At 55.8% G+C, this 22,470-nt stretch carries 19 protein-coding genes and 2 tRNA genes; 9 read left to right on the top strand and 12 right to left on the bottom strand.

Annotated elements, in window-relative coordinates; genetic code table 11:
- Positions 1-2: 2 nt before the first annotated feature.
- A tRNA-Asn gene (locus AACY98_RS14000) sits at positions 3-78 on the bottom strand.
- 101 nt (positions 79-179) lie between these two features.
- A tRNA-Asn gene (locus AACY98_RS13995) sits at positions 180-255 on the bottom strand.
- 71 nt (positions 256-326) lie between these two features.
- Here AACY98_RS13995 and thiD point away from each other — a divergent pair.
- Complete coding sequence (gene thiD, locus AACY98_RS13990) at positions 327-1,172, top strand: bifunctional hydroxymethylpyrimidine kinase/phosphomethylpyrimidine kinase (protein ID WP_126980420.1); 846 nt, start codon at positions 327-329, stop codon at positions 1,170-1,172.
- Positions 1,173-1,279: 107 nt separating this feature from the next.
- On the opposite strand, the gene AACY98_RS13985 is transcribed toward thiD, so the two are convergent.
- The 4 genes from AACY98_RS13985 to AACY98_RS13970 all read right to left on the bottom strand — a co-directional run bounded on the left by AACY98_RS13985 (position 1,280) and on the right by AACY98_RS13970 (position 4,420).
- Entirely contained in the window at positions 1,280-2,389 is a 1,110-nt protein-coding gene (locus tag AACY98_RS13985; RefSeq protein WP_339806004.1) for an NAD(P)/FAD-dependent oxidoreductase, read from the bottom strand.
- A 106-nt stretch (positions 2,390-2,495) separates the two neighbouring features.
- Positions 2,496-2,819: a ferredoxin FdxA gene (gene fdxA / locus AACY98_RS13980; RefSeq protein WP_126980418.1), complete on the bottom strand. Its 324-nt coding sequence runs from the start codon at positions 2,817-2,819 to the stop codon at positions 2,496-2,498.
- Positions 2,820-3,079: 260 nt separating this feature from the next.
- The gene (locus AACY98_RS13975; protein WP_126980417.1) at positions 3,080-3,358 is read right to left on the bottom strand and encodes an SWIB/MDM2 domain-containing protein; all 279 of its coding nucleotides are present in this window, start codon (positions 3,356-3,358) and stop codon (positions 3,080-3,082) included.
- 153 nt (positions 3,359-3,511) lie between these two features.
- Positions 3,512-4,420 (bottom strand): EamA family transporter, encoded by a 909-nt coding sequence (locus tag AACY98_RS13970; RefSeq protein WP_339806000.1) that lies wholly within the window; start codon positions 4,418-4,420, stop codon positions 3,512-3,514.
- 123 nt (positions 4,421-4,543) lie between these two features.
- On the opposite strand from AACY98_RS13970, the gene AACY98_RS13965 reads away from it, so the two are divergent.
- Positions 4,544-5,020 carry an Lrp/AsnC family transcriptional regulator gene (locus AACY98_RS13965; RefSeq protein ID WP_339805998.1) on the top strand — a complete coding sequence of 159 codons (477 nt, stop codon included), beginning with the start codon at positions 4,544-4,546 and terminating at the stop codon, positions 5,018-5,020.
- A 33-nt stretch (positions 5,021-5,053) separates the two neighbouring features.
- On the opposite strand, the gene prmB is transcribed toward AACY98_RS13965, so the two are convergent.
- The 4 genes from prmB to dapD all read right to left on the bottom strand — a co-directional run bounded on the left by prmB (position 5,054) and on the right by dapD (position 9,210).
- Positions 5,054-5,956: a 50S ribosomal protein L3 N(5)-glutamine methyltransferase gene (prmB, locus tag AACY98_RS13960; RefSeq protein WP_339805994.1), complete on the bottom strand. Its 903-nt coding sequence runs from the start codon at positions 5,954-5,956 to the stop codon at positions 5,054-5,056.
- Between the two features lie 19 nt (positions 5,957-5,975).
- Positions 5,976-7,139: a succinyl-diaminopimelate desuccinylase gene (dapE, locus tag AACY98_RS13955; RefSeq protein WP_339805991.1), complete on the bottom strand. Its 1,164-nt coding sequence runs from the start codon at positions 7,137-7,139 to the stop codon at positions 5,976-5,978.
- Positions 7,136-8,302 carry a PilT/PilU family type 4a pilus ATPase gene (locus tag AACY98_RS13950; RefSeq protein ID WP_339805989.1) on the bottom strand — a complete coding sequence of 389 codons (1,167 nt, stop codon included), beginning with the start codon at positions 8,300-8,302 and terminating at the stop codon, positions 7,136-7,138. Before AACY98_RS13950 ends, dapE begins: the two co-directional genes overlap by 4 nt.
- Before the next feature lie 86 nt (positions 8,303-8,388).
- Positions 8,389-9,210, bottom strand: a complete 822-nt coding sequence (gene dapD / locus AACY98_RS13945; RefSeq protein ID WP_126980411.1) for a 2,3,4,5-tetrahydropyridine-2,6-dicarboxylate N-succinyltransferase — start codon at positions 9,208-9,210, stop codon at positions 8,389-8,391.
- A gap of 544 nt (positions 9,211-9,754) precedes the next feature.
- Here dapD and AACY98_RS13940 point away from each other — a divergent pair.
- From AACY98_RS13940 to AACY98_RS13910, 7 genes are all read left to right on the top strand, one after another.
- Positions 9,755-10,837 carry an HlyD family secretion protein gene (locus AACY98_RS13940; protein WP_339805986.1) on the top strand — a complete coding sequence of 361 codons (1,083 nt, stop codon included), beginning with the start codon at positions 9,755-9,757 and terminating at the stop codon, positions 10,835-10,837.
- An 11-nt stretch (positions 10,838-10,848) separates the two neighbouring features.
- Complete coding sequence (rbbA, locus tag AACY98_RS13935) at positions 10,849-13,644, top strand: ribosome-associated ATPase/putative transporter RbbA (RefSeq protein WP_339805983.1); 2,796 nt, start codon at positions 10,849-10,851, stop codon at positions 13,642-13,644.
- 2 nt (positions 13,645-13,646) lie between these two features.
- Entirely contained in the window at positions 13,647-14,771 is a 1,125-nt protein-coding gene (locus tag AACY98_RS13930) for an ABC transporter permease (RefSeq protein ID WP_339806106.1), read from the top strand.
- Positions 14,772-14,977: 206 nt separating this feature from the next.
- A complete protein-coding gene (locus AACY98_RS13925; RefSeq protein WP_126980409.1) occupies positions 14,978-16,180 on the top strand; it encodes a M20 aminoacylase family protein in 1,203 nt (400 codons plus the stop codon).
- Between the two features lie 144 nt (positions 16,181-16,324).
- Positions 16,325-17,530, top strand: a complete 1,206-nt coding sequence (locus AACY98_RS13920; protein ID WP_339805980.1) for a M20 aminoacylase family protein — start codon at positions 16,325-16,327, stop codon at positions 17,528-17,530.
- A 131-nt stretch (positions 17,531-17,661) separates the two neighbouring features.
- Entirely contained in the window at positions 17,662-19,260 is a 1,599-nt protein-coding gene (locus tag AACY98_RS13915) for an ABC transporter substrate-binding protein (RefSeq protein WP_423817579.1), read from the top strand.
- Between the two features lie 94 nt (positions 19,261-19,354).
- Complete coding sequence (locus AACY98_RS13910; protein WP_339805978.1) at positions 19,355-20,545, top strand: M20 aminoacylase family protein; 1,191 nt, start codon at positions 19,355-19,357, stop codon at positions 20,543-20,545.
- A 69-nt stretch (positions 20,546-20,614) separates the two neighbouring features.
- On the opposite strand, the gene AACY98_RS13905 is transcribed toward AACY98_RS13910, so the two are convergent.
- Together AACY98_RS13905 and dapC are read right to left on the bottom strand one after the other, a co-directional pair.
- Positions 20,615-21,058, bottom strand: coding sequence for a hypothetical protein (locus tag AACY98_RS13905; RefSeq protein WP_339805976.1), 444 nt, complete (start codon positions 21,056-21,058; stop codon positions 20,615-20,617).
- A gap of 42 nt (positions 21,059-21,100) precedes the next feature.
- The gene (gene dapC / locus AACY98_RS13900; protein ID WP_339805974.1) at positions 21,101-22,294 is read right to left on the bottom strand and encodes a succinyldiaminopimelate transaminase; all 1,194 of its coding nucleotides are present in this window, start codon (positions 22,292-22,294) and stop codon (positions 21,101-21,103) included.
- Between the last annotated feature and the right edge of the window lie 176 nt (positions 22,295-22,470).

The following is a 22,470-nucleotide window of genomic DNA, read 5'->3' as shown; positions in this document are numbered from 1 at the left end:
GCTGGCTCCCCGACCTGGGCTCGAACCAGGGACCTGCGGATTAACAGTCCGTCGCTCTACCGACTGAGCTATCAGGGATCAGAATTTTGACTCGGCATGGATGAAATGCGTTTTTTTGAACTTGGCCGGGGGCTTCGTTAGGGCCACCAGCGGTTGTATGGCAGTTCATCTTGGAAATCTGGCTCCCCGACCTGGGCTCGAACCAGGGACCTGCGGATTAACAGTCCGTCGCTCTACCGACTGAGCTATCGGGGAATAGAAAGGGGGATTATAGTTTGTTTAGAATAGGTTTTGCAAGTCACTTGTTTTTTAGTAAAGGAAATTGCATGTCTGGCGCAACACTGACCTATCCCCGGGTATTGACGATTGCCGGTTCTGACAGCGGCGGCGGGGCTGGTATTCAGGCTGATTTGAAGACCATTGCGGCGCTGGGCTGTTATGGGATGAGTGCCATTACCGCCATTACGGCACAGAATACGCTGGGGGTCAGTGCGATTCATGAAGTGCCGGTTGAAATTGTCAAGGCACAGATTGATGCCGTGGTGGATGATATTGGCGCAGATGCGGTAAAAATCGGCATGCTGAGTTCACCGGAAATTATCCGTACGGTGGCGCAGGCGATTGATGAAAAGCACCTGCCCCATGTGGTGCTGGATCCGGTGATGGTTTCTGCCACCGGTGCCAAACTGATTGACGATGGCGCCATGGCTTGCCTTGTTGCCGAACTGTTTTCGCGTGCACAGGTCATTACGCCCAATCTGGATGAAGCCGGTTTACTGCTTGGCCAGGCCATTACCGAAACGACGCAACTGGTTGCGGCAGCCCGTGCGCTGTTGGGCCAGGGCGCGCAGGCGGTGCTGCTTAAAGGTGGGCACCTGGTTGGTGCTGAGGTGGTGGATGTGCTGGCAATTCGCCAGCAGGCAACGGGTGCTGTTGAGCTGCATGAGCTGCAGTCGCCCCGTATCCAGACGCATAACCTGCATGGCTCCGGTTGCACACTGTCGTCGGCAATTGCATCGTATCTGGCGCTTGGGCTGGATCTGCCCGCTGCTGTACAGGCTGCGCGTGTGTATGTGCTGGCTGCCATTGAGGCGGGCATGCGGGTACAGATTGGCAAGGGCGTGGGGCCGCTGAACCATACCCATGCACCGCAGGCGATGAAGGTGCGCTAAGCAGTCAGGTGCAGGGGCTGCCCCTACCTCGGTTCAGTCGCAATGACAGGGCGTGTGCCTGCTTACCAAACCAGGGAGCCCCAGCCGATGACCTGAGGGACGGAACATCATACGTGGCCTGCCTTCTGAGGGGCCAGTATGGCTTGCAACTCGGAGTTGGACGACGTGTAATACACCGGAATGGTTGCCCCATCCTGCAGGTAGCTGGCGATGGCATAAGCCGCCAGTGTGGCTTCATGAAAACCGCTGACAATGAGTTTGCGCTTACCGGGGTAGGTGACGGCGTCGCCTATGGCGTAAATGCCCGGAGTGTTGGTCTGAAAGGTGCCAGGGTCAACCACCAGATGTTTACGCTCCAGCGCCAGCCCCCATTGTTCTATGGGGCCAAGCTGCGGGGCCAGCCCAAGCAGTATCAGGAGTGCATCGGCCGGGGTTTGCAGTGGTTGCCTGTCGGCGCTGCCCATGAGCTGTAATGCGGTAAGCTGGCCGGATGCTGCGTCGGTGACTAGGCCGGTGAACTGGCCGGCAATGAACTGCAAGCGCCCAGCCTGCCGCAGTTGCTGAATTTGGGCAATGAGTGTATCTTCGGCGCGGAATTTGTCTCTGCGGTGTACCAGCGTGACACTGGCCGGCCGGTTGTGTTCGGCACTGGCCAGTTGGCTGGCTGCCTGTAGCGCGATATCGGTATCGCCATTGATCACAACATGTTTGCCGGCATATGCGTCTGTATGGGCTGGCAGTTCGTAGAATACCTGTTGATTTTCCAGGGCCCGAATGCCTTCCAAAGGCAAGGTTCGCGGCAGAAATGCGCCGTAACCGGAAGCGATGACCACGCAGCGTGTTAGAAAGCATTGTCCGGTGGAGGTGTGCAGTTCAAAGCGTGGCGCCGGGTCGCTGGCTTTTTTGGGGGCATCCCGTGTTTTCAACTGTGTGACGGTCTGCTGCAGGTGCAGGCCGGCTTTGAATGGCCTGATTTGTTCCAGCAGGCGTTCGGTGAGTTCGTTACCGGTGCATTGCAAAATGGCCGGAATGTCATAAATGGGTTTGTCGCCATACAGGTGCACACACTGTCCGCCGGCATGCGGCAGGGTTTCGACGATGTGTGAGCGCAACCCCATAATGCCCAGTTCAAACGCGGCAAACAGGCCGGCACAACCTGCACCAATGATGACGGCATCGGTTGTGATGGGTTCCGGTGCAAAAGAGGGTTCAGTCATGGGTTATGGCTTTCTGCTTAAGTATGAATAGCAACGCCTTGCTGGCGTGACGGTACGCCGGCAAGGACAGTATTTTGGCAGGGAATGGGGTACTGAAAGTGTCTGATCAGCGGATCAGGTCAGAACGCTTGTCCGGTTTGCCGTTCCAGTCGTCGGCATCGGGCAGGGATGTTTTGCGTTTGGTAATGCTGGGCCATTCCGGTGCCAGTTCAGCATTGATTTTAATAAAGTCCTGCTGCTCTGCAGGAACATCCTCTTCAGCGTAGATGGCATTGGCCGGACATTCAGGAATGCATACGGCGCAATCAATGCACTCATCGGGGTCGATGACCAGAAAATTGGGGCCTTCACGAAAACAGTCTACCGGGCAAACATCCACACAGTCGGTATATTTACACTTGATACAGTTTTCAGTTACAACGTGGGTCATGATTTCACTCAGTTTTACACACAAAGAGGGTTTGCAAAAACAGCCGGATTACAAACCTCAGGTTGAAACACTTTGAATAATAACGTTGTATTTTAAGGGCAGGAAGCCGTTTTAGGCTAGTCTGATGAATTGATCATTTGGGCATCAGGCGTCATTTTGTCGCGTTGCGACAGGCCAGATGACAAAAGCGGCTGCATTTGACAGCCGCTTTTCGCCACAAACTGAGCACCTTCCGGGTGATCAGATGCCATCGGGCAAATTTATTTAACGTGTTTGCCGATGCCGCCACCAATTTCAAACATGGTGAACTGGTCTTTACCGAAAATAGCTTTCAGTTTTGCATCGGAATTAATAGCACGTTTGTTTTTCTTGTCTTGCAAGTCGTGCTTTTTAATGTATTCCCAAATCTTTTTCACGATTTCAGTGCGGGGCAGAGGAGCACTGCCAACCACTGCGGCCAGTTCAGCGCTGGGAGTCAATGGTTTCATGAAAGCGGCGTTGGGAGTGCGTTTTTTTGCTGGTGTTTTGCTGGTTGCCATAGGGTTCTTTTCCTTTAAGGATAAATACAAGCGCTTAAATGATGAGCATCTTATCAAAGAAAAGCCATCAGTGCACAAGATATGCGATGCTCTGACGGCTGCTTCTATTGAATGCTACTGTGAAAATAGGGCGTTTAACAAGAGTTAAAACTATTATTTATGCGGTTTGGGGCTTAGGAGCAACACTATACCGCTTAGGCAGATGCCCATTGCAAGCATTTCCACCGCCTGAACCTGCTCATGCCCCCAGATGACGCCAATGGCCAGTGCAATCACCGGGATGACGTAGTTGTAGCTGGTGTAGACGGCCGGGGAGGCGTTTTTGATCAGATACATGTAGGCACAGTAGGCGCCCAGCGATCCGGCCAGCACCAGGTAGCCCCAGGCCAACCATGCTGATTGTGTAGGTATTTGCGGTGTTTCTGCGCGAAAGTGCGAGAGGATCAGCAAAACAATGGCCCCGCACAGCATCTGGCTGGCCAGTCCGATGGCACCTGTTGCCGGGTGCAGGTAACGTGCCAGCAGTACACTGCCAACAGACCAGCATACGACCGAGCCCAGCATATACACCAGGCCCATGGGCTGCGCCTGGAGGCTGCCCTGGCAACTCAGCAGGATGACGCCGAAGATGCCAATGCCGATGCCCAGCAGCTCACGCCGGGTTGCACGCCAGCCCAGCGCAATGCTGAGCAGGCAGATCAGTAACGGCTCCAGCGTGGTCATTGCTGCGGCCAGCGAACTGTGAATGTACTGTTCGGCACAGGCCAGCAGCCCCATGCCACCGCCCAGCATCAGCGTTCCGGCAATGGCGGCATGTATCCATTGCTGCAACGTGGGCCAGCGGCTGCGCCGCCATAATGCCCAGGCAAACAGGATGGCACTCGCTGCCAGAAAACGGGTTCCCATCTGGAAAAAAGGCGGGAAGCTGTGCAGTGCAACCTGAACAGCATAAAAGGTAGAACCCCAGATCAGATAACAGGCCAGTAAAGCGGGCAGCAGCCAGGGGTTGGTGTGGTTAACCAGCCAGGCAGGGATAAAACGGGGCAGTTGACGGACTTGCATAGTGGTCTGATGATAGACCGCCTATACGCGCATTTAAATATAAAAATCAAGGTTAAATTGAATTTAACTTTAAAATATCAAATAATTTTGAAGAATTTTTAAATAATAAGGAAAGAGCGCTGCATGGTGACTTTGTTGAAACAGGAATTTGACCATTATGACCACCGGATTTTGACCGAGCTGCAAAAGGACGCCCGTATCAGCATGGCTGAACTGGGGCGCCGGGTGCATATGAGCCAGCCGGCGGTGACGGAACGGGTGCGTAAACTGGAGGAGACCGGGGTGATTACCGGGTATCGTGCCGTGGTGGACCCGGAGGCGCTGGGCTACCAGATTCGTGCTGTGGTGCGTATTGGCGGGCAAGCCCCCAGCTTTGAGCGTGTGACGCGCCTGATCAGCGAAAGCCCGGAAATCATCACCGCCTACAACGTGACCGGGGAGGACTCCTGGGTCATGGAGATTGCGGTAGCGAATGTGCGGCACCTGGACGAGGTGGTGACCAAGTTCAACAATGTGGCTGCCGAAACGTCCACTTCCATCATTTTACGTGTGGTGAAATCGCAGGTGGTATTGCAGCCGCCTTCAGGTGCCGGTGGCTGAACGGGCGTGTTTTCAGTTTGCCAGCAAAGGGGGCTATTGCGGCGCCAGCAGGGCCTGCCGGGTCAGTAGCAGCACCTGGTCTGCCCCGGCTGAGGTGGCTAACCACAAAGGTTGCAGTTGCGGAAACGCGGCTTCAAAGTAGTCGCGTTCATGGCCGATTTCAAGCACCAGAAACCCTTCTTCACTGAGCAGGGCTGGAACATGTTGGAGAAAGGGCCGGACAAAGTCCATGCCGTCTGCGCCGCCAGCCAGCGCCAGTTCGGGTTCAGCCCGGTATTCAGGCGGCAGCTCCTGCATGCTGCGGGCATTGACATATGGCGGGTTGCATAAAATCAGGTCATACGGTGCATGCTGTTTAATGGCCGGGGCGGAAAGGCCGTCGGACGCAAGCAGGCTGACACGCTGTTCAAGCTGGTGGCGCTGCAGGTTCATCTGTGCGACTGCCAGCGCGTCTGTGGAGATGTCGGTGGCGGTGACCACGGCATCGGGCCAGGCCAGTGCCGCGAGGATAGCCAGGCTGCCGTTGCCGGTGCACACGTCCAGAATATGGGGTACGGTATCGTCACGTGTTGTGACGGCAACTTCCAGCCACGGATCCGCCAGGCCCTCGGCCAGCACTTCGGCAATCAGGCTGCGTGGCACAATGGCGCGCTCATCAACGTAAAACGGCACCCCTTGCAGCCAGGCTTCGCGGGTAATGTAAGCGGCCGGCGTACGGGTTTCAATACGCTGCTGGATGGTGGCGTCCAGTTGCGCCAACTGAGTCGGTGTCAACTGGCGGTCTTGCACACTGTCCAGGTCGTCTAGCGGCAACCCAAGCCGCCACAGCACCAGCCAGACCGCTTCATCAAAAGCATTGGTGGTGCCGTGTCCATAACTTAAACCCGCCTGGGTAAAGCGTTCGCTGGTCTGCTGAATGTATTCACCGATGTGCATGCTTGATTCACGAAACAGGTCAGGCAATCAGCCGTTCCAGAACGCCCAGATAGATGTTTTTGAGGGGGTCGATATCGGCAACGGCCACATGCTCGTCAATTTTATGGATAGACGCGTTAACCGGCCCGAACTCAACCACCTGCGGGCAGATGGCGGCAATGAACCGGCCATCGCTGGTGCCGCCGGAAGTGGATAGCTCTGCATCAAGGCCGGTGTGTGCTTTGATGGAAGCCTGCATGGCCTCCACCAGAGCACCGGGTGGCGTGAGAAAAGGCATGCCGCTGAGCGTCCATTGCAAATCGTAGTCCAGCGCATGTTTTTCTAAAATGGCTGCCAGCCTTTCTTTCAGGCTCTCAGGCGTGGACTCGGTGGAAAAGCGGAAGTTGAAGTCCACCACCACATCGCCCGGAATGACGTTGGAAGCGCCGGTACCGGCATGGATGTTGGAGACCTGCCAACTGGTGGGCGGGAAAAAGTCATTGCCCTGATCCCACTGTATTGTCACCAGCTCTGCCAGTGCAGGGGCCAGCAGGTGAATGGGGTTGCGTGCCAGATGCGGGTAGGCGATGTGTCCCTGGATGCCATGCACCGTCAGAATGCCGCCCAGTGAGCCACGGCGTCCGTTCTTGATCATATCCCCCAGTTGTGAGGTGCTTGACGGTTCTCCGACAATGCAATAGTCCAGCCGCTGTCCGCGCTGTTTGAGTGCTTCGCAGACTTTCACGGTGCCATCGGTTGCGGGGCCTTCTTCGTCGCTGGTAATCAGCAATGCAATGCTGCCGGCAGGGCGGGGGTGTTTGGCCAGAAACTCTTCACAGGCAACGGTAAACGCCGCGATGGAGGTTTTCATATCGGCAGCGCCACGGCCATATAAATTGCCATTGCGCTCAGTAGGAGTGAAGGGGGGCGATGTCCAATGATCAACGGGGCCTGTGGGCACTACATCGGTATGCCCGGCAAACACCAGCACCGGTGCGTCTTGTTGCACGCCGGGGCGGATGGCCCACAGGTTGGAGACTTGTGAATGTGCAGGGCCAAATGGCATGGGCTCGCAGTTGAACCCTAACGGCGCAAGCCGCCGGGCCAGCATGTGCTGGGCACCTTGGTCATCGGGGGTGGTAGACGGGCAGGAAATCAGCGCCCTGGTCAAGGCCAGGGCTGCATGGTCGGCGGAATGTGTCATGAATGGTTGATATTCAGTTCAATATCAGAGAAAACAGGCCCGTCATCTTCGGTAAAGGTGGGCATTTTCTTATCTTCTTTTTTGACGCCGCGTTTGGGATCGTTCTGCAAACGCCACAGCAGGTTGGATGGCGAATCGGCGTTTTCAATGCCTTCGGCCTGGGTGATCAGTTTTTCCCTGATCAGATAAGCCAGGTCTTCTTCAAAGGTCTGGCTGCCTTCGGCCAGCGATTTTTCCATGGCGTCACGGATCTCGTGGAAGCTGCCTTTGGTGATCAGTTCGCTGATCAGGCGTGTATTTTCCATGATTTCCACGGCCGGGCGCAGTGCGCCTTCGCTGGTGCGCAGCAGCCGTTGTGAGACGATGGCTTTAAGCGCTGCGGCCATGTCGTTGAGCAGGATCGGGCGCACATCTTCAGAGTAGAAACTCATGATGCGGTTCAGCGCTTCATACGAGTTGCTGGCGTGCAGTGTGGAAACGCACATGTGGCCTGAGTGTGCATAGGCCAGTGCGGCGCTCATGGTTTCAGCATCGCGGATCTCACCGATGAAAATGCAGTCAGGCATTTGGCGCAGTGCGTTTTTCAGCCCCGTGTTCAGCGATACCGTGTCTTTGCCGATTTCGCGCTGGTTGATGGTGCTGCGCTTGTTGGTAAAGAAGTATTCAATCGGGTCTTCAATGGTCAGAATATGTCCGGCAAGGTGGGTGTTGCGCAGGTCGAGCAAAGACGCAATGCTGGTGCTCTTACCGCAACCGGTGGCGCCCACAAACAGGATCAGCCCGCGTTTGGTCAATGCCAGGTCGGCCAGTGCTGGCGGCAGGTTCAGGCTTTCAAATGCCGGCACGCTTGGAGGGATGTAGCGGATAACGGCTGCCAGTGAGCCTCTTTGGCGGAAACAACTGTAGCGGAAGTTACCCACCGAGTCACGGTGGATACCGACATTGAGCTCGCCCGTTGTGTCCAGTTCATTCACCTGTTCGGCAGACAGTACGCTGACCAGCATTTCGCGCACTTTGTCAGCGGTCAGTTGCTGCTCTCCATTGACAGGAACCATGTTGCCATGGAGCCGGATCATGATGGGTGCATTGGCCGTGAGGTACAGGTCAGACGCAGATTTTTGCGCCATCAGTACCATCAAGCGTTCCATTTTAGGTGATGTCATGGTTTTTCCCTCCTACTCAATAACTTCTGTTCGCTATCACCGCCATTGGTCGTATATTTCAGTGTGCGGTGATAGGGTACCATGGATTATTCCCGCAATAAATCGTTCAAACTGGTTTTTGCACGTGTTTTAGCGTCGACGTGTTTGACAATGATCGCCGCGTACAACTGGCATTTGCCATCAGCAGATGGCAGCGTACCGGGGACGACCACCGAGCCTGCCGGAATGCGGCCATAAGAGATCTCTCCGGTAGTGCGATCATAAATTTTGGTGCTCTGGCTTAAGAATACGCCCATTGAAAGCACACTGTTTTCTTCCACAATCACGCCTTCAACCACCTCGGAACGCGCGCCAATAAAACAGTTGTCTTCAATGATAGTGGGGTTGGCCTGCAAAGGCTCCAGTACCCCACCAATGCCCACGCCGCCGGACAGGTGAACGTTTTTGCCGATTTGCGCGCAGGAGCCGACCGTGGCCCAGGTATCTACCATGGTCCCTTCATCCACATAGGCGCCAATATTGACAAAAGAGGGCATCAGTACCACATTTTTACCTAAAAAGCTGCCGCGCCTGGCAGTAGCCGGCGGCACCACGCGCACGCCCGAACTGGCCAGTTCAGCCAGAGGGTTGGCGGAGAATTTCTGCGGCACTTTGTCAAAAAAGCTCAAAGCGCCGGATTGCATGATCTCATTATCCTGCAACCTAAATGAGAGCAGGACAGATTTTTTGATCCATTGGTGTGTAACCCATTGACCATTCAGCTTTTCAGCCACACGCAGTTTGCCATGGTCGAGTTCGTTGATGACGTAGTTGACTGCATCCACCACTTCTTTCGGGGCAGAAACGGGAGAGATGCTGGAGCGGTTTTCCCAGGCGGAATCGATAATGGTTTGTAATTGTTGGGTCATAACTATGGTAATGAGTGAAATAGGTTCAAAATCAATGATCAAACACAGATTTTACAGATTGCCGGAAGAAACGAGTATTTGCGGTGATTTGTCGCATAAAAGTAACATAATACTGTAGTTCATGCTTGGGTGCCATGTTTTCCCGCAAGCAACAGGTGCTGCATGCGCAGTGCCGGAGCGCATCAAGATGCAGAGATGCGGTTCAATCAGCGGTAAAGCTGTAACGGCTTTTCATTGTGGCATGGTTGCATGCCTATGCCCGTTCACTTTTTTCGGTGTGACATCCAAACTGGGGCAGTAGTGCCGATCCCATATCAACGCGCAGCGGGCGTGTGTTGGATATATGTTGGATGCCGGGCGGCATAAAAGTGTTATGAATTAGGCGGTTTTTTGTTTCTCTCTACATGCCGCTAAATAACAGGCAATGGCACGCATTTGCCTGCATTGGTGTTCAACCACAGGTATAGCGCTTACAATGAAACGGAGACAGTGCCTTATGAAGGTAAGGGCGCAACCCAATGCAGAACAATGAAAGTGATCGAGTATGGCGTTTCCTGTTAAAAAGCTGATTCCTGTGGCCATTGTTGCAGTTGTGGTAGTTGCCGGATATTTCATGTGGTCGGAAATGCGCAACAAAGGCCCGGGAGAGGGTTTTATCAGCGGCAATGGCCGTATTGAAGCCACAGAAATCAATATTTCTGCCAAACTGGCCGGGCGCATCGAGCAGATTTTGGTGCAGGAAGGCGACTTTGTTGAGGCCGGGCAGGCATTGGTCATTATGCAGACCGACACGTTGCAGGCCCAGTTGAACGAGGCCAAAGCACAGTTGCAGCAGGCCATCAGCAATGAAGTCAATGCCAGGGCGCAGGTGGCGCAGCGTGTCAGCGATAAAGCCGCAGCGCAGGCGGTGCTGCTGCAGCGTGAAAGCGATGTGAACATTGCCAACAAGCGTGCGGCACGTTCTTCCGCTTTGCATCTTCAGGGGGCAGTGCCGGTACAGCAGTACGATGACGACCAGGCCGAAGTGAAAAGTGCGCAGGCCGCGGTGACTTCGGCCAAAGCGCAGGTGGCGGTGGCTCAGGCGGCGATTGAGTCGGCACAGGCCAATCTGGACAGTACAACTTCAGCGATCAAAGCGGCGCAGGCAACGGTGGCACGGATTGAAGCCGATATTGCCGACAGCACCCTGGCCGCACCGGTGGGCGGACGTATCCAGTACCGTATTTCACAGCCGGGTGAGGTGATGGGGGCCGGCGGCAAGGTGCTGAATCTGGTTGACCTGTCAGATGTGTACCTGACATTTTTCCTGCCGGAAACGGCTGTCGGCAAAGTGGCGCTGGGGCAGGAGGTGCGTCTGGTTCTGGATGCGGCACCGGACCATGTCATTCCGGCGTATGTGTCTTATGTGGCCAGTGTGGCGCAGTTTACGCCGAAAACGGTGGAAACAGAAAGTGAACGCCAGAAACTGATGTTCCGGGTCAAGGCGCAGGTCAGCCCGGAGTTGATGCAGTGTTTCATGACGCAGGTGAAAACCGGTTTGCCGGGCGTGGCCTGGGTGCGCCTGGATCCTGAAAAAGAATGGCCCAGCCAACTGAGCAATCTGGTGCAGCCCTGTCAGAGTAACTGAAGCCAGGCCGGATGATGTCTGCTGCACCAGCTTCCAACGAACCGGCCAATGAGCCTGTGGTTCGTATTGCGGATGTGAGTCTGCATTACGGCAAAACGCTGGCGCTGGACCATGTGAGCCTAGATGTGCCTTCCAACTGCATGGTCGGGCTGATTGGCCCGGATGGTGTGGGCAAGTCCAGCCTGCTGTCGCTGGTTTCGGGTGCGCGTGCCATACAGGAGGGTTCTGTTGTGGCGCTGGGTGCGGATATGCGCGATAAAGAGCAGCGCAATCTGGTGTGCTCGCGCATTGCCTACATGCCGCAGGGGCTGGGCAAGAACCTGTATCCGACGTTGTCGGTAGAAGAAAACCTGCAGTTTTTTGCCCGCCTGTTTGGGCACGATGCCGCAGAGCGCAGGCGCCGCATTGATGAACTGACGCGTAGCACCGGGTTATTCCCCTTTCTGGACCGGCCTGCAGGCAAGCTGTCTGGCGGGATGAAGCAAAAGCTGGGCCTGTGCTCGGCGCTGATTCATGACCCCGACCTGCTGATTCTGGATGAGCCGACCACTGGTGTTGACCCGCTGTCACGCTCTCAGTTCTGGGACCTGATCAATCGCATTCGCGATGAGCGCCCGCAGATGAGCGTGATTGTCGCCACCGCCTATATGGATGAAGCTCAGCGCTTTGACTGGCTGGTGGCAATGGACGCCGGCAAATTGCTCGCAACCGGAACACCGGCTGAAATGCTGGCACAAACACAGCGGGATAATCTGGAGGAAGCCTTCATCCAACTGATGCCGGAAGAAAAACGTGCCGGCTATCAGCCGGTTGAAATTCCGCCGCTGCAAATAACCGACCAGACCCCGATCGCCATTGAAGCCAAAGACCTGACCCGGCGCTTTGGCAAATTTGTCGCGGTGGATCATGTCAACTTCCGTATTCCCCAGGGCGAGATTTTTGGTTTTCTCGGCTCGAACGGTTGCGGCAAATCGACCACCATGAAAATGCTGACAGGTTTGCTGCCGGTTTCGGAAGGCAAGGCATGGCTGTTCGGGCAGGAGATTGACGCGCAGGATATCAATACGCGCAAACGCCTGGGCTACATGTCGCAGGCCTTTTCGCTGTACAGTGAACTGTCTGTGCGCCAGAATCTGGTATTGCATGCGCGCCTGTTTGGTGTGCCGCAGGCTAAGATTCCCGCGCGGGTGGATGAAATGCTCAAACGGTTTGGGCTGGAGCAGGTGGCGGACAGCATGCCGGACAACCTGCCACTGGGGGTGCGCCAGCGGCTGTCATTGGCCGTGGCGGTGGTGCATAACCCTGAAATTCTGATTCTGGATGAGCCGACATCGGGCGTGGACCCGATTGCGCGTGACGATTTCTGGCGCCTGCTGATTGAGCTGTCGCGTAAAGACAATGTCACGGTGTTTATTACCACGCACTTTATGAACGAAGCCCAGCGCTGCGACCGCATTTCGCTGATGCACGCCGGCAAGGTGCTGGCCAGCGATACGCCGGATAACCTGGTGCAGGCGCGGCAGGCGCAAACGCTGGAGCAGGCGTTTATCGACTATCTGATTGACGCCGGAGCCGGCACCAACGATGAGGTGCAGGACAAAAAGGATGCGAAAACAGGTACGAAAACAGATGTGCCGCCGGTACCGGCCGAGTCCAAGGCATCTGTACACCATCACCCTGGCATGTTCAGTTGGAACCGATTGGTTGGCTGCATGTGGCGTGAGGCGCTGGAGCTGTACCGCGATCCGATCCGGCTGACGCTGGCACTGCTGGGCGCTGCCATTCTGATGCTGGTGATGGGGTACGGTATCAGCATGGACGTGGAAGACCTGCGGTTTGCCGTGCTGGACCGGGACCAGTCGGGGCTGAGCCAGAACTATACGCTGAACATCGCGGGGTCGCGCTACTTCATTGAACAACCGCCTTTGCAAAGTTATCAAGAGCTTGATCAGCGTATGCAGAACGGTGATATCACGCTGGCCATTGAGATTCCTCCGGGCTTTGGGCGCGACATTGAACGCGGAGACCCGGTTGAGGTTGGCGTGTGGGTGGATGGCGCCATGCCCATGCGTGCAGAAACCATTCGGGGCTACATTCAGGGCATGCACCAGGGCTGGCTGGTGGAAAAGGCCACCGAGCGTATGGGGGTGGGCACAACCAGTACCGCCACCGTGGAAACACGCTTTCGTTACAACCCCGATGTGAAAAGCCTGCCGGCGATGGTGCCTGCGGTGATTCCGATTCTGCTGCTGATGCTGCCTGCCATGCTGGCGGCGCTTTCTGTGGTGCGGGAAAAGGAACTCGGCTCCATCATCAATCTGTATGTAACGCCGGTGACCCGTTCCGAGTTTTTAATCGGCAAGCAACTGCCTTACATTGTGCTGTCGATGCTGAGCTTCATGCTGCTGATCTTTATGGCGCTGACCATTTTTGCCGTACCGATCAAAGGCAGTTTTTTGACGCTGTTTCTGGCAACATTCCTGTACTGTGTGATTGCCACAGGCATTGGCCTGTTGGCGTCCACGGTAACACGCAGCCAGATTGCCGTGCTGTTCCTGACCATGGTGGGCACCATGCTGCCCGCAATTCAGTTTGCTGGCGTGATCAACCCGGTGTCCACGCTGGAAGGCGGCGGGCGGCTGATTGGCGAGATTTATCCGACCACCTATATGCTGATCATCAGCAGAGGTGTGTTTAACAAGGCGCTGGAATTTTCTGACCTGTATGCCTCCATTGGGGCATTGCTGGTGATGATTCCGGTGATTCTGGTCGTCAGCATTTTGCTGCTCAAGAAACAGGATAAATGAGTATGCAGGCACTGACCAATATCTTCCGGCTGGGTGTCAAAGAACTCTGGGGTCTGCTCAGAGACCCGGTCATGCTGGTGCTGATCGTCTATTGTTTCACGCTGGCGATTTACGTGGCAGCCACCGCAGCGCCCGACTCGCTGAGCAAGGCCAGCATTGCGATTGTTGATGAAGATGACTCACCCCTTTCCAGACAGATTGCCTCGGCGTTTTATCCGCCCATGTTCATTGCGCCGGTGCGGGTGACGCTGGAAGAAGTGGACCCAGGCATGGACAAAGACAGCTTTACCTTTGCGTTGAATATTCCGCCGGATTTTCAGCGTGATGTGCTCAGGGGCGACAACCCCCAGATTCAGCTCAACGTGGATGCCACCCGCATGACGCAGGCATTTACCGGCAACGGCTATATCCAGCAGATTGTGCTCAGTGAGATCACCGAGTTTGTACAGCGCTACCGCAGCGCGGATACGATGAGCGTGGATCTGACCATGCGCTCGCGTTTTAATCCGAACCTGACGCAGTCCTGGTTTGGCTCGGTCAATGAAGTGATCAACATGGTCACCATGCTATCCATCATCCTGACCGGGGCGGCCCTGATGCGCGAGCGCGAGCACGGCACGATCGAGCATTTGCTGGCCATGCCGGTGACGCCGTTCCAGATCATGCTCTCCAAGGTCTGGTCAATGGGGCTGGTGGTGCTGGTGGCGACCGGGTGTGCGCTGGTGCTGGTGGTGCGGGGCGCAATCCATGTCCCGATAGAGGGCTCTATCGGCCTGTTTCTGGTGGGTGCAACGCTGCACCTGTTTGCAACCACGTCAATGGGCATTTTCATGGCAACGGTGGCGCGCAGCATGGCGCAGTTTGGCATGTTGTTGATTCTGGTGCTGCTGCCCATGCAGATGCTCTCCGGCGGTACCACGCCCAGGGAAAGCATGCCGGAGTTTGTGCAAAACATCATGCTGGTGGCGCCGACCACCCATTTCATCGAACTGGGGCAGGCCATACTGTTCCGCGGCGCGGGGATTGATGTGGTGTGGAAATCGTTCCTGTTTCTGGTGGTGATCGGGGGTGTTTTCTTTACAGTGGCGCTGACGCGCTTTCGCAAAACCATCACGCAGATGGCTTAGGCCTAAGCCGTTGTCCTTCTTCCTTGCTTCTCACCCATCCTTTTTCTTGGTTTGAACGCTAGCATATTTTTTTATGCTCCATAGCCGTGCCTGATATGGGCGAGACGCGTATTCGGCCAAGATGACAGCGTTTCAAATGGGGGTGTGCATTCTGTACATAATAACGGTTTGTGCTGAAAGAAAATAAAACAAGGAAGTATGAAGTCATGAGCGTCATCAAAGAGATTCAACAGCAGGAGCAGGTATTCACTGCAATCCGGCGTGATATTCATGCGCATCCGGAAGTGGCCTACGAAGAAGTGCGCACTTCAGATCTGGTTGCCAAACTGCTTGAGCAGTGGCACATCAAGGTGCACAGGGGGTTCGGTAAAACCGGGCTGGTCGGCGTGCTGCATGGCGCCAAGGGGGCAGGGCAGAAGACCATCGGCATCCGGGCTGATATGGATGCGCTGCCCATGCCGGAATACAACCGTTTTGCCCATGTGTCCACGATTCCGGGGCGCATGCATGGCTGCGGGCACGATGGCCACACCACCATTTTGCTGGCCGCCGCACATTACCTGTCTGAGCACCGGGATTTTGCCGGCACCGTGAATTTCATTTTTCAACCGGCGGAAGAAGGGTTTGCCGGCGCCAAAGCGATGATGGACGACGGATTGTTTGACAAATTCCCATGTGATGAAATTTATGGCCTGCATAATCTGCCGGGGGTTCCGACAGGCAAGCTGGCTTTTGTCAAAGGTGCGGCGATGGCGTCGTCCAATACCTTTGAAATCACGATCAAGGGTGTTGGCGGGCATGCGGCCATGCCGCACAAAACCGTGGACCCGATTGTGATTGCCAGTGAAGTGGTGGGTGCGTTGCAGACGGTGATTTCCCGCCACAAAAATCCCGATGCCGGTGGCGTGCTGTCCGTCACGCAGTTTCATGCGGGCGACGCATTCAACGTGATTCCGGATGAGGCGCGGCTCAGTGGCACGGTACGGACATTTGATGATAAGGTACTGGATGATATTGAAAACAACATGCGCCGTATCGTTGAAACCCTGCCGCAAATGCACGGCGGCAGCGGGGTGCTTGATTTCAGGCGGATTTACCCGACGCTGGTGAACTGGGATGCGCCGCTGGCATTTGCGATGGAGGTGGCGGAAAACACATTCGGAAAAGACCATGTGATTCCTGATTTCCAGCGCCTGAGTGGTTCTGAAGACTTTGCATTTTTCCTGCAGAAAGTGCCCGGTGCTTATCTGTGGCTGGGCAATGGCGATGGTTCCCACCGCGAGGCGCAGTATGAAGGCATTGGCCCGTGTGAGCTGCATAACCCCAATTACGATTTCAACGACACGTTGTTGCCGGTGGGGGCGACATACTGGGTGCGGCTGGTGGAGGCGTTTTTCCGGCGCGCTTAAGCCGGGTGAAATGAATTTTGAAGTCCGGTTGTGTTGCGTCAACAGATTCGGGGCATACACTGTTTTAATCAGGAATCGACATCGCGGCAGCAACAGCAAGGCGGCGCACACAGGTACGCTGTCCACAGAAAAGGGGTTATTGACATGAGTCTGATTGATGAGATCAAGGCTTCACATGCAGAGTTCACCAGAATCCGGCGTGATATCCATGCGCATCCGGAATTGTCGTATGAAGAGATACGCACATCGGACCTGGTAGCCAGCCTGCTGACGCAGTGGGGCATTGAAGTGCATCGTGGCCTGGGTAAAACCGGTCTGGTCGGTGTGTTGCGCGGAACCGCGGGCAGCAGCAAGCGTGCCATTGGTATCCGGGCCGATATGGATGCGCTGCCGATGCCCGAACATAACCGCTTTGCGCATGTCTCCACGATTCCGGGTCGCATGCATGGCTGTGGTCACGACGGGCATACCGCCATTTTGCTGACAGCGGCACATTATCTGTCCAAGCACCGCGATTTTGACGGGACGATCAACTTCATCTTTCAGCCGGCGGAAGAAGGCGGGGCCGGAGCCAAGGCGATGATGGACGATGGTTTGTTTGAACGTTTCCCGTGCGATGAGATTTATGGCCTGCATAATCGGCCGGCTTTCCCCACCGGGCATTTTGGCTTTCGCAAAGGCGTGGCAATGGCTTCGGCCAGCGAGTTTGAAATTGTCATCAAAGGCGTTGGCGGACACGCCGCCATGCCGCATAAAACGGTGGACCCGGTGGTGATTGCCGCCGAGATGATCATGGCGCTGCAGACGGTGGTCTCGCGCCATAAACACCCCGACGAGGCGGTGGTGCTTTCGGTCACCCAGGTGCATGCGGGAGATGCGTTTAATGTCATTCCGGACCAGGCGGTGCTGCGCGGAACGGTGCGCACGTTTAATATGCAGGCGCTTGATGACACGGAAAATGCCATGCGCCGTATCGTTGAAACGCTGCCCAAAATTCATGGCGGCAGTGGTGAGCTGAAGTTTGACCGCGGTTATCCGGCACTTTCCAACTGGGATGGCCCGACCGATTTTGCCGCCTCTGTGGCTGAAGAGGTGTTTGGCAAAGACCGGGTGCAGCGTGATTTTCCGCGCCGCAGCGGCGGGGAGGATTTTGCTTTTTATCTGCAAAAGATTCCGGGCTGTTACTTGTTTTTGGGCAACGGCAGCGGCGAGCACCTGGACTACCATTACGAAGGCATGGGGCCGTGCGAAGTGCATAACCCGAACTACGATTTCAATGATGCGCTGCTGCCTATCGGTGCGACTTACTGGGTGCGGCTGGCACAGGCATTTTTTGCACGGAAGGCATAACGATTCCCGGGCCATTGAATTGGCTTACAGATTTTGTTTTTATTCGGTTGCTGGCCGGTTATTTTGTGGTATGGTTCAAAACTGAACTTACCTGGATATATTCAACATGTTCGTTTTGTGAAAGGAATGCTATGCAGTCTCCGAAATCACGTTTCCTGCGCATGGTGCTGGCGGCCTCGGTCGCAACCGCGGCCATGCTGTCCGGCACACAGGTACTGGCCAAAGACCTGGTGATCGCGCTGCGGTCTGAGCCGACTTCGATGGACCCGCACTACCATGCGCTGACCTCCAACATTCAGGTGACCCAAACGCTGTTTGATCCGCTGGTGTGCCGCGATGCCGTCATGGCACCGAAACCCTGCCTGGCAGAGTCATGGAGTGTGGATGGCAATGTCTGGACGTTCAAACTGCGCCCGGACGTGAAGTTTTCCGATGGCTCACCTTTGACTGCCGAAGACGTGGTGTTTTCGCTCAAGCGGGTGCCGCTGGTGCCCAACAGCCCGTCACCGCTGACGATTTATCTGCAGCAGGTGGTTAATGTGGAAGCGGTTGACCCGCTGACCGTGCGCATCACCACCGCAGAGCCCTACCCGCTGGTGCCCAACAACATGGCAGGGCTGCCGATCATGTCGGCTAAGGCCGCAGCAGGCCCGGCTCCCGAAGGCAAAACCACAACGCAGTTAAATTCCGGCGATGGTCTGGTGGGTACCGGCCCGTACCGCTTTGTATCATGGCGGCGCGGCTCGGAACTGGTTTTTGAGCGCAACCCGTATTACTGGGGTGAAAAGCCGGCATGGGACCGGGTGATCTACCGTCCGATCAACAATCCGGCATCGCGTATTGCCGCATTGCAGGCCGGTGATGTGGATTTTGTTGAAGACCCGCCGGTGGAAGATTTGAAACGCCTGCAGGATAACCCAAACATGCGTGTGGTGGTGCAGGGGCCCAGTTACCGGCTGGTGTATATCGGGCTGGATTCAGACCGTGACAACCCGCCCGGCATTACCGGCACCAATGGCGTGAACCCGCTCAAAGACCATCGCGTGCGTGAAGCGATGTCGCTGGCGATTGACCGCAAGGCACTGGTCGAGCGCGTGATGAACGGCATGGCCACGCCGGCGGCACAGTTGTCGCCGTACCCGATGTTTGGCGCCAGCAAAGAAATGATGGAAGTGCCTGCGGCCAATGTGGAGCGCGCCAAAGCCCTGCTGGCGGAAGCCGGCTTCCCGAACGGTTTTACGCTGGTGCTGGGGTCGCCGAATGGCCGTTATATGAACGATGTGAAAGTGGCGCAGACACTGGCTGCCATGTGGGCGCGCATCGGTATCAAGACATCGGTAGATGCTTCGGCACCATCGGTCTTTTTCTCCAAGGCGCAGAATCTGTCTTACAGTGCCTACCTGATTGGCTGGGGCGCGGGGTCGGGTGAAATGTCCAACCCGCTCACGGCGCTGGTCATGACGGTGGATAAGGAGCGTGGGCAGGGTACCACCAACTATGCGCACTATTCCAACCCCGAGGTCGACAAAATTGTGATGCAGGCGCGTTCTGAGCTGGATGATGAGAAACGCCTGGCTTTGCTGCAACAGGGCAATAAAATGGCGATGGCAGACTTTGCATTGCTGCCGATTCATTTTGAGCACTCGGTCTGGGCCATGAAGCGCGATATTGATTACAAGGGCCGTATGGACCAGATGACCATGGCGCTGGAAATTACGCCAGCCAAATAAAGCCTTTTGTGAAATAGAAGACGCCATGTAAAACCAGAAGCACATTGTGTGTTTCTGGTTTTTTCATGCGGACGATGCAGGAAGTGAGGGTGGTATGAGTCTGATTGATGAGATCAGGGTGTTTCACGACGAGTTCACACAGATCAGGCGTGACCTTCACGCACACCCGGAGCCGGCATTTCAGGAAACGCGCACAGCCAAGATCATTACTGAGCTGCTGGCGGCGTGGGGGCTTGAGGTGCATACAGGTGTCGGGCAGACCGGTGTGGTCGGTGTTCTACGTGGCAGCGCAGGCAAAAGCCGGCATGCCATCGGGTTGCGGGCGGATATGGATGCATTGCCGATGCAGGAAAAAACCGGGCTGGCACATGCGTCCACGGTACCCGGCGCCATGCATGGTTGCGGGCATGACGGGCATACCACCATCTTGCTGTATGCGGCAAAATGGCTGTCGCAGCACCGGGATTTTGCCGGGACGGTGAATTTCATTTTTCAGCCGGCGGAGGAGTTGCCACCAGGCGGCGCCAAAGCGATGCTGGACGATGGTTTGTTCGAGCGTTTTCCGTGTGATGAAATCTATGGCCTGCATAATCGGCCCGGCCTGCCGTTAGGGCACATCGGGTTGACTGCGGGGGTGTCTTCGGCGTCGTCCAATTCATTTGAAATCACCCTCAAGGGTGTTGGCGGGCACGCGGCCATGCCGCATAAAACGGTAGACCCGGTGGTTATTGGCGCCGAAGTGGTGCTGGCGCTGCAAACGCTGATTTCACGTCATAAAAATCCGGATACGGCCGCCGTGCTGTCGGTAACGCAGTTTCATGCGGGGGATGCATACAATGTGATCCCGGATGAAGCAGTGCTTAAAGGCACCATGCGCACTTTTGATATGCAGTTGATTGACGATATAGAGGCCGGTATGCGCTGCATGGTAGAAATGCTGCCGGCCATGCATGGTGGCAGCGGCGTACTGAGTTTTGAGCGGGGCTACCCGGTGCTGCTTAATCATGAGCCACAGCGCCAGTTTGTCATTGCCGTGGCGGAAACGCTGTTTGGCAAAGACCATGTGGATACGCACTTTCCGCGCCGCAGCGGCTCAGAGGATTTTGCCTACTACCTGCAGAAAGTGCCGGGCTGCTTTGCGCAACTGGGTATTGGCAACAATACCGATGGCGGGCAGGGCGTGCGTGAGGTGCATCACCCGTGTTACGACTTTAACGACGAGGCCTTGCCTTACGGTGCGGCGTTCTGGGTCAGCCTGGTGCAGGCGTTTTTTGCACGCAAATAAAGCAATGAGGGTAGCGGAGATCTGCCCCCAGACTGACAGGCTGTTTTTACCGCCGTTGTTGCTGCGGTTTTAATCACACACGATCCGGCGGACAGTCTGGTACATCTGCCTGCTTTGCGGATCATCGGACATCTGGTCAAGTGGGGTGAATTCACCGCCACTGCCTGAGGTTTCGCTTTTGCCATAAGGAACCAGTCCCCAGGCTTCGATATACAGCTCCAGGCCGTCAATGCGCAGGGTGTTGTCCTGACAATTGAGCGTCATTAAAAAATCGGCCGCGGCATCGCTGGGTACCTGTTTGGCACTATCTTCAAAAGGCTGTACACGCATTCTGAACTGGCGCAGGTGTGGCTGTCCCTGAACAGGCTGGATGTCCTGCGGATTAACCAGCACAATTTCCTGTTCATTCTTGGGGTCGTTCACCTGCTGCCAGTTTGAAAACGGTGCGGGTATCTGCGCATATACACTCACCATGAACGATAAACCGGCAGTGAATAACAGCAATGGTTTCATACAGGTTTTTCCTTGCGTTGGGTGTGTTAGGCGCATTGGGCGTTATGGTTTCCTTTTCGCGGCAAACTCGGCAATGCGGTGCGCGGCTTCCAGGCATTCCTCCACATCGGCCACCAGTGCCAGTCGCAGGCGCGAGGTCCCGGGGTTGAAGCCGTTCATATCGCGCGCCATGTAGCTGCCCGGCATGACGGTGATGTTGTACTGCGCCATCAGGTCCCGGGCGAATTCGGCATCGCTGCCAGGCACTTTGGGCCACAGGTAAAAGCTGGCGTCAGGCATGGGGACTTCCAGCACTTTTTGCAGCACGGGGACCACCTGGGCAAATTTTTGCCGGTACAGCTCGCGGTTGGTGTTGACGTGTGCTTCATCGCTCCATGCGGCAATGCTGGCGTGTTGCACAGTCAGGCCCATCATCATGCCCTGGTGCAGGCGGTAAGTGAGGTAGGGCTTGATGATTTGCTCATCGCCGCTGACAAAGCCTGAGCGCAGCCCAGGCGCGTTGGAGCGTTTGGACAGGCTGGTCACTGCCACCAGGCGGCGAAAGTCGGTACGGCCAAGTTGGGCGGCAGCTTCCAGCGCACCCAGTGGGGCCGTGTCGCCAAACCAGATTTCGCTGTAGCATTCGTCCGATATGATGCTAAAACCATAACGGTCGCTGAGCTCAAACAACTGCTTCCACTGTTCCAGCGGTATGACGGCGCCGGTGGGGTTATCGGGCGAGCAGACGATCAGCACCTGCGTTTTCTGCCAGACGTTTGCAGGCACTTTGTCCCAGTCCACCAGAAAGTGGTTGTTTTCTTCGCCGTAAACAAAATGCATGTTAACACCGGCGAGCGCGGCAGCAGATTCATACACCTGGAAAAACGGGTTCGGGAAAACGACTGTGGCGTCAGGGGCAGTGGTATCGGTCAGAAAATGCACCAGTGAAAACAGCGCCTCTTTGGAGCCGCTGACAGGCAAGGCCTGTGTGGCCGGATTCAGGGGCACGCCATAGCGGCGCTCGGTCCAGCCGGCAAATGCCTCACGCAGCGCTGGCAGTCCGGCCATGGCCGGGTAGTGCGAGATGCCATCCAGATGGCTGATGATGGCATCTTTGATCAGCTTGGGCGTGGGGTGCTGGGGTTCGCCCAGCCCCAGGTTGATATGGCGGTATGCCGGGTTCGGGGTAATGCCTGTATAAAGCTCGCGCAACCGCACAAAAGGAGAAGGCTGCAAACGTGACATGTAAGAATTCATGATAAGGTAAACTCAGTCTGTAAAGGGTTTTGGCCTTTTGGGCCCGAGGGCAGGTTATCATCGTAGCGGTAAGCGCCAGGGATGATGCATATGTGTGGTCTTGCCTGACCAATAGGCTTATTATCCTTTTTATAGGAAAATAAGGCGTATTTTTTGACGTTATCGTAAGAGCATTT

The sequence above is a fragment of the Saezia sanguinis genome (assembly GCF_963921665.1).
GTDB lineage: Bacteria > Pseudomonadota > Gammaproteobacteria > Burkholderiales > Burkholderiaceae_C > Saezia > Saezia sanguinis.
Note: the sequence above shows the minus strand (reverse complement) of the source record. Positions and strands in the feature narration are given on the sequence as shown.

Coding starts and splice junctions, on each gene's coding strand:
- thiD (WP_126980420.1), top strand. CDS start 327: ATGTCTGGCGCAACACTGACCTATCCCCGGGTATTGACGATTGCCGGT.
- AACY98_RS13985 (WP_339806004.1), bottom strand. CDS start 2,389: ATGACTGAACCCTCTTTTGCACCGGAACCCATCACAACCGATGCCGTC.
- fdxA (WP_126980418.1), bottom strand. CDS start 2,819: ATGACCCACGTTGTAACTGAAAACTGTATCAAGTGTAAATATACCGAC.
- AACY98_RS13975 (WP_126980417.1), bottom strand. CDS start 3,358: ATGGCAACCAGCAAAACACCAGCAAAAAAACGCACTCCCAACGCCGCT.
- AACY98_RS13970 (WP_339806000.1), bottom strand. CDS start 4,420: ATGCAAGTCCGTCAACTGCCCCGTTTTATCCCTGCCTGGCTGGTTAAC.
- AACY98_RS13965 (WP_339805998.1), top strand. CDS start 4,544: ATGGTGACTTTGTTGAAACAGGAATTTGACCATTATGACCACCGGATT.
- prmB (WP_339805994.1), bottom strand. CDS start 5,956: ATGCACATCGGTGAATACATTCAGCAGACCAGCGAACGCTTTACCCAG.
- dapE (WP_339805991.1), bottom strand. CDS start 7,139: ATGACACATTCCGCCGACCATGCAGCCCTGGCCTTGACCAGGGCGCTG.
- AACY98_RS13950 (WP_339805989.1), bottom strand. CDS start 8,302: ATGACATCACCTAAAATGGAACGCTTGATGGTACTGATGGCGCAAAAA.
- dapD (WP_126980411.1), bottom strand. CDS start 9,210: ATGACCCAACAATTACAAACCATTATCGATTCCGCCTGGGAAAACCGC.
- AACY98_RS13940 (WP_339805986.1), top strand. CDS start 9,755: ATGGCGTTTCCTGTTAAAAAGCTGATTCCTGTGGCCATTGTTGCAGTT.
- rbbA (WP_339805983.1), top strand. CDS start 10,849: ATGATGTCTGCTGCACCAGCTTCCAACGAACCGGCCAATGAGCCTGTG.
- AACY98_RS13930 (WP_339806106.1), top strand. CDS start 13,647: ATGCAGGCACTGACCAATATCTTCCGGCTGGGTGTCAAAGAACTCTGG.
- AACY98_RS13925 (WP_126980409.1), top strand. CDS start 14,978: ATGAGCGTCATCAAAGAGATTCAACAGCAGGAGCAGGTATTCACTGCA.
- AACY98_RS13920 (WP_339805980.1), top strand. CDS start 16,325: ATGAGTCTGATTGATGAGATCAAGGCTTCACATGCAGAGTTCACCAGA.
- AACY98_RS13915 (WP_423817579.1), top strand. CDS start 17,662: ATGCAGTCTCCGAAATCACGTTTCCTGCGCATGGTGCTGGCGGCCTCG.
- AACY98_RS13910 (WP_339805978.1), top strand. CDS start 19,355: ATGAGTCTGATTGATGAGATCAGGGTGTTTCACGACGAGTTCACACAG.
- AACY98_RS13905 (WP_339805976.1), bottom strand. CDS start 21,058: ATGAAACCATTGCTGTTATTCACTGCCGGTTTATCGTTCATGGTGAGT.
- dapC (WP_339805974.1), bottom strand. CDS start 22,294: ATGAATTCTTACATGTCACGTTTGCAGCCTTCTCCTTTTGTGCGGTTG.